We start from the raw sequence: 12562 nt of genomic DNA on the forward strand, positions 1-12562 counted from the left end.
GCTCAGATTTTAGATGAATTCAGGCGCTTTTGCAGGATTGGGCTACACAGCAGAATCGCGCAGAAAATCAACCCTAATCCGATCAGGCTATATAGATCAGGAACCTCCTGCCAGAACAGAAAACCCCCATATACCGGCAAAAAAAATCACCACATAATTCACCGGCCCAATTTGTCCTGCCGACGCCAGTTTGTAAGCATTTGACATCAATAACTGACTGAAATTGGCCAGAATGCCGGCAGTAATCAGATAGCTGAAGTTCTGTCAGAGTAGTATAGGGCCGCCACACCCAAAACATCGGAATCACTGAAATCAGGCTGCCAATCAAACAGAAATAAAATACGATTTTTTCTGGAGATTCGGTTTTGGTCAGCGCTCGAACTGCAACAAAAGCCATACATGGTAATCAGACCGACCACCGCACGCCAGGTGTGCATCCACAGTTTTTCAGTTTTAAAAAATCCGCGACCTTGGTTAAAAATGAAAGGCAGGAAAATAAACAGCCCGACCACATTACAGAAGAAAACCACAGTAGCATAATCAACCGTTTGTGAGGCATAACGGATACATACGCCCATCACTGAAAATAAAAAAGCAGAGCAGGTCAGTAAAATAATGGCTTTGAATAGTGGTGAAGTGGCTGTGGTAGACAGGGAGACAATTCGGCTAGAAGATCTGCAGATCTTCTAGCCGAAATGCATCAAGATTATTGGCCTTGAGCCAGTTGTGCTTCGAGTAGCTTGATCTGTTCCTCTTTCAACTGAATGAGCTGGTCAGCATCGCTGTGCTGCGCATCTAGCGTGGCTTTTTGCTCATTGAGCTGAACTTGAATATCGGCTAATTTGGCCATCTCTTCGTTGGCCAAAGTAGCATTTTCCGGTACTGGCGCTTTTAACAGGCTGCCGCTGATTAATGCTTTGGTCTCGAGTGCCTCAGCCGCATTGCTTGCATCTGTATTTTCTTCAGTTGTCGCTGTAGATGTGGTTGCCGGAACAGCTGCGATTTCCTCCTGTTGCATGCGTTGTGTCTCCTTCGAAGGTGCATTCAACCATTGATAGAGCAGCACCAATACAACGACAGTAACTAAAGCCCCCATAATCCCCATTAAAAGTTTGGGGTTATTTCTTTGTTCTACTGACATAGCTTGAACCTTGATTTTTTATTTTGCTGAATGAGGTTTAAACTGAATCACGCCAATTTCATCTGGAACAGCTGGTGTTTCTGGTTGGTCAACATGTGTGGGACGATTTTCTTCATAACCACACTCGATACATTCAATCCACTCATCTTCACCAGAGGTCAGCATGACGACACGATCTAACGCTTGACATTTTGGACATTTTGCGCCTGCAATGAAACGACGTTTAATGGTCATCATACTCACCTTGTGATCAACTTAAAAAGCTAGTTTAAGCGTTTTTAGAGCGGTTCGTCCAACCTTGATGACGTAGCAATGCATCTATTTTTGGCTCGCGTCCGCGGAAATTGATAAATGCGTCAAGTGCTTGATCTTTTCCGCCAACTGCGAGGATATTTTCCCGAAACTGTTTTCCAGTGGTGGTATTAAAAATCCCTTCATTTTCGAAACGGTCGAAGGCATCACTGGCCAAAACTTCGGCCCATTTATAGGAATAATATCCCGCTGCATAACCGCCGGCAAAAATATGACTGAAGCTGTGCTGGAAACGGTTATAGTCGGTGGTGGGCAGAACTGCATATTTTTCACGAATTTCATTCAGTGTGGCCTGAACCTGTTCCGCATTTGAAGCCGGATTGGCACGGTGAATACTCAAGTCAAACAAGGCAAATTCAAGTTGACGCAGGGTTTGCATACCGGATTGGAAGAAACGTGCATCGAGCAGGGCTTTGAGCAGGTCGGCCGGCAAAGATTCCTTGGTTTCAATATGTTCACTGAGCAGATTCAGACTGTCCTGATCCCAAGCCCAGAATTCCATAAACTGGCTTGGCAGCTCCACGGCATCCCAAGCCACGCCATGCGTACCTGCCACCGCGATATTGTCCACTTCAGTCAGCATATGATGCAGGCCGTGACCAAATTCATGGAACAGGGTAATCACTTCATCATGCGTGAGCAGTGCAGGTCGGTTGCCAACAGGTGGAGTAAAGTTACCCACCATATAGCAGATCGGTTTTTGCAGGCCATCACGGGTCTGCATGCGCGAACGGAAACCGCTCATCCAGGCACCACCACGTTTGCCTTGGCGTGCATACAGGTCAAAATAGAAACCGCCAATCACCTGACCTTGATCTTCCAGTTCGAAATAACGCGCCTCTGGATGCCAAACCGGCGCTTCACGTTCAATCACCTGAATGTCATACAGGCGATTGACAATACTGAACAGGCCCTGCAGGATTTTTGGTGCAGGGAAATAAGGTTTCAGCGCTTCCTGTGACAGGTTGAACTGCTGCATTTTCAGCTTTTCTGAATAATAGCTGCTGTCCCAAGGTTTCAGTTCATCAATACCATCTTCAGCGGCAATGGCTTTTAGTTCTGCAATTTCCTTGGTTGCCGGCGCACGGGCATGCTCTGCCAGATCACGCAAGAATTCGTCTACTGCTTCTACACTTGGCGCCATTTTGCTGGCCAGGGATAATTCTGCATAATTGTTGAAGCCGAGCAGCTTGGCCATTTCCTGACGTAAGCTGAGGATTTCTTCAATTAAGGCGGTATTGTCAAATTCAGTTTGCTCGGACTGATCTGAAGCGCGCGTGGTATAGGCTTTATACAGCTCTTCACGCAGTTCACGATGTTCCGCATGGGTCATGATTGCCAGATAAGACGGGAAATCTAGCGTAGCCACCGGCTGATCCAGCTCGCGTTGCTGGCCATATTGTTTTAACAGCTCAATATTACTTTCAGAGAGACCCGCTAACTCATCTTCAGCTAATGGTCTGAAATAAGCCTGAGTCGCATCCAGCACATGGTTGGAAAAGTCCGAAGACAGTTGTGAGAGACGTGCAGAAATTTCCGCATAACGTTTCTTCGCTTCGCCTTCTAAGGCCACACCAGACAGTTTGAAGTCACGTAAGGCCAGTTTGATGGCACTTTGCTGGGCTGCAGGTAATTCATTAAAAATTGATGCATCATGAACATGCTGATAAGTTTGATACAGCGCCGTATGTTGACCTAGTTGCGTATAGTATTCGCTCAGACCCGGTAATAAGGCTTGATAGACGTCACGGGTTTCGGCATTGTTCATCACGGCATTTAAATGCGACAGGATGCCCCAAGACTCACTCATATTGTTTTCAAGCGTGTCGACATGTTCCAGTGTAGTCAGCTGCTCCTGTACTGAAGTCGGTGTTTCGGTGAGTTCATTCAGGAACTTTTGCCCTTCAGCGATACAGCTTTCAATTTTTTCTTTGAGATCGGCCAGGGTAATCTGATCAAATTGTGGAACAGGCAAAGTTGCCTTTTCTAAAGTCATGTCGGTCTGCCAAATTAATTTTCTATATTCAGTCTAGATGTAGGGCCTTTGGTGGGGGAAATCAAGGGAGTTAAAGTTTTTTCTCTAGCTTTGTATTTAATATTTTCAATTCTTTATTAATATTTTGAAGCTGTTCAATAAATCCACCATCAGATGAAGGTAAGGCTTCTAGTTCATTTATATCGATGATGGAAATATCAGTGATTTGAGTTTTCCATAAGTTTAAAGGGTGCTGATACCAATACGTGACTTTCATGGTGATAGGATTATTATCTAAAGCCTCTCTGAGGCCGCCGTATTGTCCCCAATCGTATATATAGCTCTGATTGGGTGTAAATACTTTGACTCCATGTTTGAAAATACCGCTATCAAAATAATCTTTTGAAGTATTTAATTTTTTAATTCCGAAGGCCCGTTTAGGAATGGGTTGATCACTCGATATTTGTACATTATAGGCAATGGATTTTCCTATATTCTTTATCTGTAGTTGAATGAAAGATTGCTTACCGTAATGCGGAAGAGCAAAAACTATAATTTGTGGTTGCTGATCAGATTTAAATACGGCATAAGTCACAAGCAAAGCCATTAAAGAAATGATCAAAGTAAAAATAGTTATGGTATCCATTCTTATAATTTTTCCTATTTTAATATTTTGATTATAAATAAAAAAGAGCGCCTTAGCGCTCTTTTTATACCGTCAAAAATTATTCAGTCTTGGCTTTTGCATTCGACTTTTTCTTTTTCACTTTGGTCTTTTTCTTTACTTTATCTTTAGCCTTTGCTTCAGGCTTTGCTGCAGATTTTTTAGCAGACTTGCTGTTGTAAGAGCTGGGTTTTCCTTTGGCTTTTTTGCGTCGTATGGGCTGTTCTCCATCGGCATTCAGGCTGGATTTAGACTCGCGCTCATTCTTGCTAAAAACCTCTTCTGTTGCTGCTGGACGTACTGCCGGTTTTTTCTCGCTCACGCGCGGCGCACGAGCACGGATCGCACGGCCGGCATGACTGAGTTGCTGTACCAGTTCAAAGTCGATCTTGCGCTCTTCCAGATTGACGCCAGCCACCTTGATCTTGACTTCATCGCCCAGACCAAAGACCTGACCACGATTCTGGCCGACCAGATTCTGGCTGACTTGATCAAAGACAAAGAAGTCATCGCCCAACTGGCTGACATGTACCATACCATCCACATACAGGTCTTTTAGCGTCACAAACAGGCCAAACTCTGCTGTGGCACTAATGATGCCAACAAATTCTTCGCCTAAATGCTGTTGCATATAATGACATTTCAACCAGGTCGTCACCGAGCGAGAGGCTTCATCGGCACGGCGTTCAGTGGCAGAGAAATGTGTTCCTGCTTCATCTAAAGCTCCACCTGAAAGCGGAGATGGCTTTTTATTTAAATGCGCTTTGATGGCACGATGCAATAACAGGTCTGGATAACGTCGAATTGGCGAAGTGAAATGTGTATACGCCTCATAAGCCAGACCGTAGTGCCCCGCATTGTTAGGGCCGTAATAAGCCTGCATCATGGAGCGTAATAACACCGCATGAATGCTTGGTGCATCTATGCGGTCTTTGGTCGCTTCAATCACCGCCTGATAATCTGCTTGGGTCGGTTGCTCCGGGAATTTCAAACCAAGCAGCTTGACGAAATCACGGACTTTTTGAATACGCGAGAACTCAGGTGGCTCATGTACGCGGTACAACATCGGAATTTCATTTTTCAATGCATATTCTGCGGCTGCCACGTTGGCCAGCAACATACATTCTTCAATCAGCTTATGCGCATCATTACGGCTACGCGGCAAAATCTCTTTAACTCCGCCCAGCTCATCAAAAGTCATATACGTTTCAACGGTTTCAAATTCCATGGCATGACGTTCTGCACGTAAGCCTTTCAGAACCTGGTACAGCTGGAACAGGGTGTTGATCGACTTGCGAACTTCGCGATCTTCGGTAATGGCCTGACTGTCGCCTTCCAGATATTGGGCAACCTGATCATAAGTCAAACGTGCTTTAGAGTGCATCACGGATGGATAGAACTCAAAACCGGTAACACGACCGGCACGTGACAGTTTTAAATCACAGACCATACAGAGACGATCAACAGCCGGATTTAAAGAACACAAGCCATTCGACAAGGCTTCAGGCAGCATTGGTAAAACAAAGTGCGGGAAGTAGACAGAAGTTCCGCGTTCCTGAGCTTCATCGTCCAGTGGTTTGCCTGTACGTACATAATGACTGACATCGGCAATCGCTACGACCACGCGATAGCCACCGCCCGGACGTTTTTCAGCATATACTGCATCATCAAAGTCACGTGCATCTTCACCATCAATGGTGACCAAAGCTAAATCACGCAGATCCACACGACCTTCACGGTCTTTTTCTGTTGGTTCTTTAAAGCTTTCTGCATCCTGAATCACTTCTTCCGGGAATTCATACGGTAAACCATATTCTAAAATGGTTTGTGGAATGATGATTTCGGTATCGGCTTTATCTGCCATGGACTGGACAATATGACCGGTCGCAAATTCTTCACGGGTCGGATAAGTATCAATCGCCACGCGAATCGAATCACCCAGATTGACTTGCGCATGTTCAATCAGTTCTTTTTCAAGAGTAATCGGCTGATGCGCATTTGGGCTGGCAGGTTGAACAAAGTATTCACCTTCATATAGGGAAACTTTACCAATGATCTGCTTAACGCGGTGCTGCACAACTTCAGTCACATAACCCCAGGCTTTACCTTTACGGTCTACTGAAGTTTGACGTACTTTGACACGGTCGCCATTAAAGACCAGCCGCAGTTCACGCTCAGCCAGTAAGAGATCGTCCTGGCCAGAAATGTTGGCAGTTCCCATCCCGCGGGAATTGATATAAACCGTCGCTTCGGATTCAGGCTGCTCGACGGCAATCTGGAATTTATAACCATCTTTCATCAATTGCCCGTCACGCACCATCGCAATTAAACGATGGCTGAGAGCATCAATACTTTTTTGATCTGCAATTTCGAAATGTTCTACCAGGTCGGCATGAGACTGGGCATTATTTTTTTCTATGGTTTCTAAAATTAGCGTACGGCTTGGGATAGGGTTGTCATAACGTTCGGCTTCAGCTTTTGCTTCAGGATCGACCCAGTTTTTCATCATGTCTTTAAATTTATCTTAGGAGATAGGTTTAGCATAAAACATGTGTGCGCAGACTGCACGTAAATGATTGCAATAATCCATTTAAGTTTTCAATTTTCTGTTCATTTTAGATAACTGGAAATTTATTCGGTTTTTTGAGCAGGAAAATGTACGAAAAATCGCTGAATTGCTTAAAAAGTATTTAAACGAGCAAAAATATGCACTTTTTTTCGATGCTGCGCTTGCAGTGCCATGCCGAAATTTGTATTATGGCCGCACGTTACGGTGAGATGGGTGAGTGGCTGAAACCACGTCCCTGCTAAGGACGCATACGGGTAACTGTATCGAGGGTTCGAATCCCTCTCTCACCGCCACGCTTACTTATGTCGCGCGCTCATAGCTCAGCTGGATAGAGCACTTGGCTACGAACTAAGGGGTCGGGAGTTCGAATCTCTCTGAGCGCACCAAGTAAGTTAAGCAGAAAAACGTATTGCCAACCTAGGCACACAAGTTACGCGCTCATAGCTCAGCTGGATAGAGCACTTGGCTACGAACTAAGGGGTCGGGAGTTCGAATCTCTCTGAGCGCACCAACTTGAACAATCAACCGCTTTCATAGCGGTTTTTTTGTGCCTGAAATTTGGGAACATCTTTCTCGGTATTTGCTGTGTACTTTTCATCAGGATGAAATGGAGCTTGTCGCCACATTGAATGCAGCGTCAAAGTCCGGATGGTATTAATTGTTTTTAGCTCTAAATGTGCAGAAATTCTCACAGAAAACTGTAAATACTGCTGTATCGTTTAATTACTATACATTCAGTTGTGCTTTTATTAAAAAACACTTAACAAGCCTTAAAAAAGCCGTATAATGCACCCCATCAAGACGTCGCGCTCATAGCTCAGCTGGATAGAGCACTTGGCTACGAACTAAGGGGTCGGGAGTTCGAATCTCTCTGAGCGCACCAATCTTGATAAGAATTCTGAAAAAACCGCACATTGATGCGGTTTTTTTACGTCTGTGATATTTAACGCTTTTTCATATAAAAAACCAATAACTACCGATTCGTTGATTATCTTAATTTTTGCTGTACCTTGAGTGCATAGACGGTATTGCCACCCACCGCAGGTAATACATCGTGATAGGGCAGACTGCGCATGGCCCTTAATAAAAACGGTGCTTGATCATGAATCTTCATGCTGCTGGTGATTTGGAACAGATTACCTTGTGATTGCGGCAATAGCTTCATGCTGCCTTTGACAAACTTTAAGTCGCCACCATTGGCATTGAACTGATTCTGCAAGGGATCGGGCTGGTAAAAACGCATCTTGAAGTTAAATGGAATCTGAATCACGCCTAAGCCCACTGAAACTTTATAGTTGGCATCTACACTTTGGGTATTGATCGGGTTAAGTTCGACTTTCTTGATCTGGCGCGGGAAAAGCTGTTGACTGGCTTGTGCAGCCAACCACGGTCGTAGCTTGTCTACCGAATGCGGAAAGTATTGATAGGTGCTGCTAAATCTCAAATTTTCTGACGCTTTTCCTTCTTTAATCTGATAGCTGGGCAAAATAAAACTGACTGGTTGGCCGGATTTTTGACTAAGCTGGGCAATCTTCTGTAGCTGTTGTGAATTAAATTTCAGTGGTGGAGTCGGGGCGGTGAGTGTTGTGGCATGACTGGTTTTAAAACGCTGTTGCAGTGCTTCGAGTAGAAATGCGTTGGTACTGGGAGGAATGCCAAGTTTGGCTTCAGGCAGGGCATTGAGAATTTTACTGAATAGAAAACCTTTAGGCTGGTTCAGGTCGCCCCACTGGGTCACTGTCACCAGAGTTCTGTGCGGATCAAGCGCGAACCATTCCAGTTTTCCCGCGCCATAAGGAATGGGTGCATCAATAATTAAAGTGCTGATGCTGTTATTGCCCAGATGATGCTGCATCACCACGGTTTCTTTGAAGTTCAATATCGGAATTGGTGTGGGGATATGCACCTGATATTTGACCTGCTGAATCGAACCTTGCTGTTCTAGAATTTTGGCTGACTTTAAAGTCGGAAACAGGCCAACATAATCCGGATAATGCTGTAGCAATTTCTCGACCTGTGTTTCAGCCATAGGCAAAACCACGGCGGCACTATAAAATTGTACCTTGCTGGTGGCCTTACTGTTTAAGGTAGGAAGCTGGGTTTTAGTCACCGGATGCGCATAAATCAGAATCCTTTCGCCTGTTAATTCTGCCAATTGTTGGGCATTGCCCGGATAAGCACTCAGGCTACTGGGTAATTCTGCATCCCAGGGAATGATCTTGGCCAGTGATAGAGTAGACAGACCCGAACAGATACCGATTGCAATACATTGCTTGAATCCTTTCATTCAACATCCTGTTGCATATTTTTTGTTTTAATTGCTGTTTATTTAAAACTAAATACACGTTTTTCCAAAGCAAAGTTATGTAATTGATGCGTCAGGCCATAAGCATTGTGCATATTTTGCTATAGTATTGGGCAAGATTTTATTTTTTTGATGTGATGCTATGACTGAGTCAGCACCGACTTTATCGACCCGTTATTTTCTGACTTTAGAAGAATCTCAGGATGGTTTTGCCTTGGCGACTTTTGGCAAAAAGCAGATTTCACGTTTTCTGACGCCTCTGGTCAGTATCGGGATTATCCTTTGGGGCTTTTCGATGGGCTTTGACGGGGTAGGACGCTATTACGTGGCTTTGGGGGCATTCTTCCTGATCCTGCAAGGCATCATGCGTTACTGGTTTCTGCCGATGATGTTTAAACGCCAGTTCGTCAAATATCAGTTTGGTAAGAGTGAACAAGGCCTTGATCTGTATCAGGACTATGCGGAGATTTTTAATAATGAGCGTAGCAAGCTGGTAGCGTATAGTGAAGTGCAGAATTTTGCTGCCGGCAAACTGACCTATATGCTGGAACTGAAAAACCGTACCGTCATCATTGTGCCAAAACGTGCCTTTAAAGATGCGACTGAGCAAAACATTTTTGAGAATGCATTTAAAAAATAATCCAGAGATCGATATAAAGACAAATAAAGGAAAGTTTTGATCATGAGTACACGCCCATCCAAAATTGTCTGCGTTGGTCGCAGTTATGCCGATCATGCCAAAGAACTCGGAAATGCGATCCCTGATCGTCCGGTCTTATTTATTAAGCCACCGAGTGCCTTAGGCTCGCTCGATGCAGGGATTGAATGGAATCCGGAGTGGGGCAACTGCCACTATGAATGTGAACTCAGTTTGCGTATTGACCGGACTTTAAGCAAAGAAAATGATCCTGTAAAAGCACTGCAAGCGGTGGGTGCGGTGACTTTAGGTCTGGACTTGACCCTGCGTGACTTGCAGGATGAACTCAAGAAAAAAGGCCAGCCTTGGGAACGTGCCAAAGCCTTTGATGGTTCGTGTCTGTTGTCAGACTGGATTCCTGTGAATGATGTGGTCGCGGACTGGCAAGATGTGCATTACACTTTGGAGGTGAATGAAGAACTGCGTCAAAAAGGCGATACCGCTTTATTGATTTTTGATATCGCGACTTTACTGGCAGATATTAGCCAGGTATTCACTTTAGAAGAAGGTGATGTGGTGATGACGGGTACACCCGCAGGTGTGGCGGCATTGCATGCAGGCGATCAGTTAAAAATGATCCTGAAAGGCCAGTCTCAGGATTATATCTGGACGACTTGGGTTAAATAAGCTGAACGGTTTATTTTTTGATTGAAAGGACTGCGAACGCAGTCCTTTTTTATCGAGTTTTAAAATATTTACAGCGCTGGCAAAATAATAAAAAAGTATTGTTTTACCGCAGAGAAGATTATAGTGGGCACTTTAAAGCGGTCACAGGAGTAGGGGTGAAGCAACGTCAGGCGCTAGATGCCAAAGCATCTGCCATCATGTTTGTATTATGTATGTTGTGGGGCTACAACAGGTCGTGCTGAAATGGGCGGCCAGTGATATTTCAGTCTTGATGCAAATTGCCTTGCGTTCAGCCTTGTCTGCGATCATGGTGTATCCCCTGATTCAGCAGAGCGTGCGCCGTCAGCTTTTGAGCACCCGCTATTTGCCTGCAGGATTGCTGGTTGGAATACTGTTCGCAACCGAGTTTTATCTGATTGGGGAAGCACTACGCTATACCTCAGCTTCGCATACCATTGTTTTGCTTTATACTGCGCCGATTTTTGTCGCATTGGGTCTGCACTGGAAATTGCCGGCAGAGCGTTTGTCGCGTGTGCAATGGGGCGGTATCTTCGTGGCATTTAGCGGGATTGTGGTCAGTTTTTTACTCAGACCACAGACAAGCTCTACTTTACAAACCGATGCTTTATGGGGGGGGGTTCTGGCCTTACTTGGTGGCATATTCTGGGCAGCCACCACTGTCAGTGTACGTCTGAGCCGACTGGCTGAAGCACCTGCCACCCAGACCTTATTCTATCAATTATTGATGGGCGGCATATTATTGCTACCCTTGGCCTTTTTTAGTGGGCAAGCGACCATTCAATGGACGACCCTGTCTATTTCCAGTCTGATCTTTCATACCATGCTGATTTCCTTTGCCAGTTATTTGATCTGGTTCTGGATGCTGAAACATTATCTGGCTTCACGTTTGGGCGTATTTTCTTTTTTAACGCCTGTATTTGGCATGCTGTTTGGGGTGCTGATTCTGGATGAACAGATCGAACTGAATTTTATTGTTGGAACCTGTATGGTCATGCTGGGCGTGATTCTGGTGAGCTTGCAGGGATGGCTGAAAAAACCGAATACAACGAACAATCCTCAAGAGCAAACATGAACGTCTGGTCGATGAAACTGGCCACCTGGATTGGCCTGTCTTCCATTCTGATCTGGGCCAGTCTGGTGGCTGTGGTCAAATTGATTACCGAATCTACCAGTCCGGTGCAGGGGATTGCCCTGATTTACACTTTTAGTAGTCTGGCGATTCTGGCATTGATTGGATTTCCTAAAATCAGGCAAATGTCCAAGCGCTATCTATTGGGTTGTGGGGCTTTGTTCGTTGCTTATGAAATTCTATTTCTTGTTGCAGTTGCCTGGTCGGATCACCGTGAACAGGTGATGCTGATTGCGATGATTAATTATCTCTGGCCACCTTTGATGATTGTCTTTTCGATATTTGCTCGGCAATTGCAGGCGCGTCTTTGGGTCATTCCAGGATTTTTGCTTGCTGTAGTCGGTCTGATGTTGGTGGTCAATCCTGAAATTACCAATCTATCGAAACTTATGCAGGTTTTAGCTGAAAATCCTTGGGCTTATGGCTTTGCTTTTATCGGTGCCTTGTTATGGCCATGTTATTGCATTCTGACCAGAAAATATGGTCGTGGACAAAACGGCGTACCGATTTTTTTTGTGGTCGCCGTCATTGCGTTATGGGGCTTACATCTGGGCTTGGATGAGCCTTTCAGGATGCCTTCATTGAAGCTCTGGCTGGAAATCGCCATAGTAGGCAGTCTGATCGGGATTGCTTATAGTAACTGGAATCAGAGCATGCAGTACGGCAATATCAAGGTACTGATTTTGGCCACCTATTTTATGCCAATTCTGTCTTCAGTTATGTCGATGCTGATTCTGGATATTCGACCCGAGCTGAGTTTTTGGATTGGTACTGCTTTGGTGACCGCAGGTGCGATCGTCTGCTGGAAGTCTACGCAAACAACTTAAAAAAATCCTCTCAAGCGAGAGGATTTAGGATTATTGGTGGTGTTTCAAAAAGTATGCTGGCATTAAACGAATCCATTATTGATATAAAAGAACGCTAAATCAAAGGCTTTGTAATGATTTTCAAGCTTTTTGGAGAAGTTGCAGCTTCTCCTAAAGCCTCGCCTGATCCGATGCCGTAATCGACAATTATTGCCTTCTATACCCACAGTGAAAAATTTACCAATCAACTGTTTGCATTCTTTAAAGGTCGTAACAAAGCTATCCCAATGGTCACTTGATATACATGTATAGCTTA

General features: G+C 44.7%; 10 protein-coding genes, 4 tRNA genes and 2 pseudogenes. 8 read left to right on the forward strand and 8 right to left on the reverse strand.

Going from position 1 to position 12562, the window contains the following annotated elements; genetic code table 11:
• Positions 1–2 precede the first annotated feature (2 nt).
• The 6 genes and pseudogenes from FTU82_RS06620 to rnr all read right to left on the reverse strand — a co-directional run bounded on the left by FTU82_RS06620 (position 3) and on the right by rnr (position 6601).
• Positions 3–653 (reverse strand): annotated as a pseudogene (locus FTU82_RS06620) (DMT family transporter).
• A gap of 53 nt (positions 654–706) precedes the next feature.
• Positions 707–1141: a hypothetical protein gene (locus FTU82_RS06625; protein ID WP_180040655.1), complete on the reverse strand. Its 435-nt coding sequence runs from the start codon at positions 1139–1141 to the stop codon at positions 707–709.
• An 18-nt stretch (positions 1142–1159) separates the two neighbouring features.
• A complete protein-coding gene (locus FTU82_RS06630) occupies positions 1160–1369 on the reverse strand; it encodes a YheV family putative zinc ribbon protein (RefSeq protein WP_171509128.1) in 210 nt (69 codons plus the stop codon).
• A 40-nt stretch (positions 1370–1409) separates the two neighbouring features.
• A complete protein-coding gene (locus tag FTU82_RS06635) occupies positions 1410–3464 on the reverse strand; it encodes a M3 family metallopeptidase (RefSeq protein WP_180101153.1) in 2055 nt (684 codons plus the stop codon).
• A 55-nt stretch (positions 3465–3519) separates the two neighbouring features.
• The gene (locus tag FTU82_RS06640; RefSeq protein ID WP_180077495.1) at positions 3520–4074 is read right to left on the reverse strand and encodes a hypothetical protein; all 555 of its coding nucleotides are present in this window, start codon (positions 4072–4074) and stop codon (positions 3520–3522) included.
• A gap of 79 nt (positions 4075–4153) precedes the next feature.
• Positions 4154–6601, reverse strand: a complete 2448-nt coding sequence (rnr, locus tag FTU82_RS06645) for a ribonuclease R (RefSeq protein WP_180101151.1) — start codon at positions 6599–6601, stop codon at positions 4154–4156.
• A gap of 263 nt (positions 6602–6864) precedes the next feature.
• Between rnr and FTU82_RS06650 the strand changes: the two genes are divergently transcribed.
• The 4 genes from FTU82_RS06650 to FTU82_RS06665 all read left to right on the forward strand — a co-directional run bounded on the left by FTU82_RS06650 (position 6865) and on the right by FTU82_RS06665 (position 7544).
• Positions 6865–6954: transfer RNA gene (locus FTU82_RS06650), tRNA-Ser, on the forward strand.
• Positions 6955–6970: 16 nt separating this feature from the next.
• A tRNA-Arg gene (locus tag FTU82_RS06655) sits at positions 6971–7047 on the forward strand.
• 48 nt (positions 7048–7095) lie between these two features.
• Positions 7096–7172 (forward strand) — tRNA-Arg (locus FTU82_RS06660).
• Between the two features lie 295 nt (positions 7173–7467).
• Positions 7468–7544 (forward strand) — tRNA-Arg (locus FTU82_RS06665).
• A 105-nt stretch (positions 7545–7649) separates the two neighbouring features.
• On the opposite strand, the gene FTU82_RS06670 is transcribed toward FTU82_RS06665, so the two are convergent.
• The gene (locus FTU82_RS06670; RefSeq protein WP_180101152.1) at positions 7650–8948 is read right to left on the reverse strand and encodes an SRPBCC family protein; all 1299 of its coding nucleotides are present in this window, start codon (positions 8946–8948) and stop codon (positions 7650–7652) included.
• Between the two features lie 160 nt (positions 8949–9108).
• Here FTU82_RS06670 and FTU82_RS06675 point away from each other — a divergent pair, with 160 nt between their 5' ends.
• The 4 genes and pseudogenes from FTU82_RS06675 to yddG all read left to right on the forward strand — a co-directional run bounded on the left by FTU82_RS06675 (position 9109) and on the right by yddG (position 12267).
• Positions 9109–9606 carry a YcxB family protein gene (locus FTU82_RS06675; protein WP_005168696.1) on the forward strand — a complete coding sequence of 166 codons (498 nt, stop codon included), beginning with the start codon at positions 9109–9111 and terminating at the stop codon, positions 9604–9606.
• Between the two features lie 42 nt (positions 9607–9648).
• Positions 9649–10290 carry a fumarylacetoacetate hydrolase family protein gene (locus tag FTU82_RS06680; protein ID WP_005094098.1) on the forward strand — a complete coding sequence of 214 codons (642 nt, stop codon included), beginning with the start codon at positions 9649–9651 and terminating at the stop codon, positions 10288–10290.
• 155 nt (positions 10291–10445) lie between these two features.
• Positions 10446–11383 (forward strand): annotated as a pseudogene (locus tag FTU82_RS06685) (DMT family transporter).
• Entirely contained in the window at positions 11380–12267 is an 888-nt protein-coding gene (yddG, locus tag FTU82_RS06690; protein WP_005094096.1) for an aromatic amino acid DMT transporter YddG, read from the forward strand. The pseudogene FTU82_RS06685 and the gene yddG overlap by 4 nt, the downstream one beginning before the upstream one ends.
• A 62-nt stretch (positions 12268–12329) precedes the next feature.
• On the opposite strand, the gene FTU82_RS06695 is transcribed toward yddG, so the two are convergent.
• The coding region (locus tag FTU82_RS06695) for an IS1 family transposase (RefSeq protein WP_257218539.1) at positions 12330–12562 on the reverse strand (233 nt) is incomplete at its 5' end.

The sequence above is a fragment of the Acinetobacter sp. YH12151 genome (genome assembly GCF_013418355.1).
In the GTDB taxonomy this organism is placed as follows: domain Bacteria; phylum Pseudomonadota; class Gammaproteobacteria; order Pseudomonadales; family Moraxellaceae; genus Acinetobacter; species Acinetobacter pseudolwoffii.

Bases quoted from the DNA above. Each gene is read 5' to 3' on its own strand.
- FTU82_RS06625 (WP_180040655.1), bottom strand. From the start codon at position 1,141: ATGTCAGTAGAACAAAGAAATAACCCCAAACTTTTAATGGGGATTATG.
- rnr (WP_180101151.1), bottom strand. From the start codon at position 6,601: ATGATGAAAAACTGGGTCGATCCTGAAGCAAAAGCTGAAGCCGAACGT.
- yddG (WP_005094096.1), top strand. From the start codon at position 11,380: ATGAACGTCTGGTCGATGAAACTGGCCACCTGGATTGGCCTGTCTTCC.
- FTU82_RS06680 (WP_005094098.1), top strand. From the start codon at position 9,649: ATGAGTACACGCCCATCCAAAATTGTCTGCGTTGGTCGCAGTTATGCC.
- FTU82_RS06675 (WP_005168696.1), top strand. From the start codon at position 9,109: ATGACTGAGTCAGCACCGACTTTATCGACCCGTTATTTTCTGACTTTA.
- FTU82_RS06670 (WP_180101152.1), bottom strand. From the start codon at position 8,948: ATGAAAGGATTCAAGCAATGTATTGCAATCGGTATCTGTTCGGGTCTG.
- FTU82_RS06640 (WP_180077495.1), bottom strand. From the start codon at position 4,074: ATGGATACCATAACTATTTTTACTTTGATCATTTCTTTAATGGCTTTG.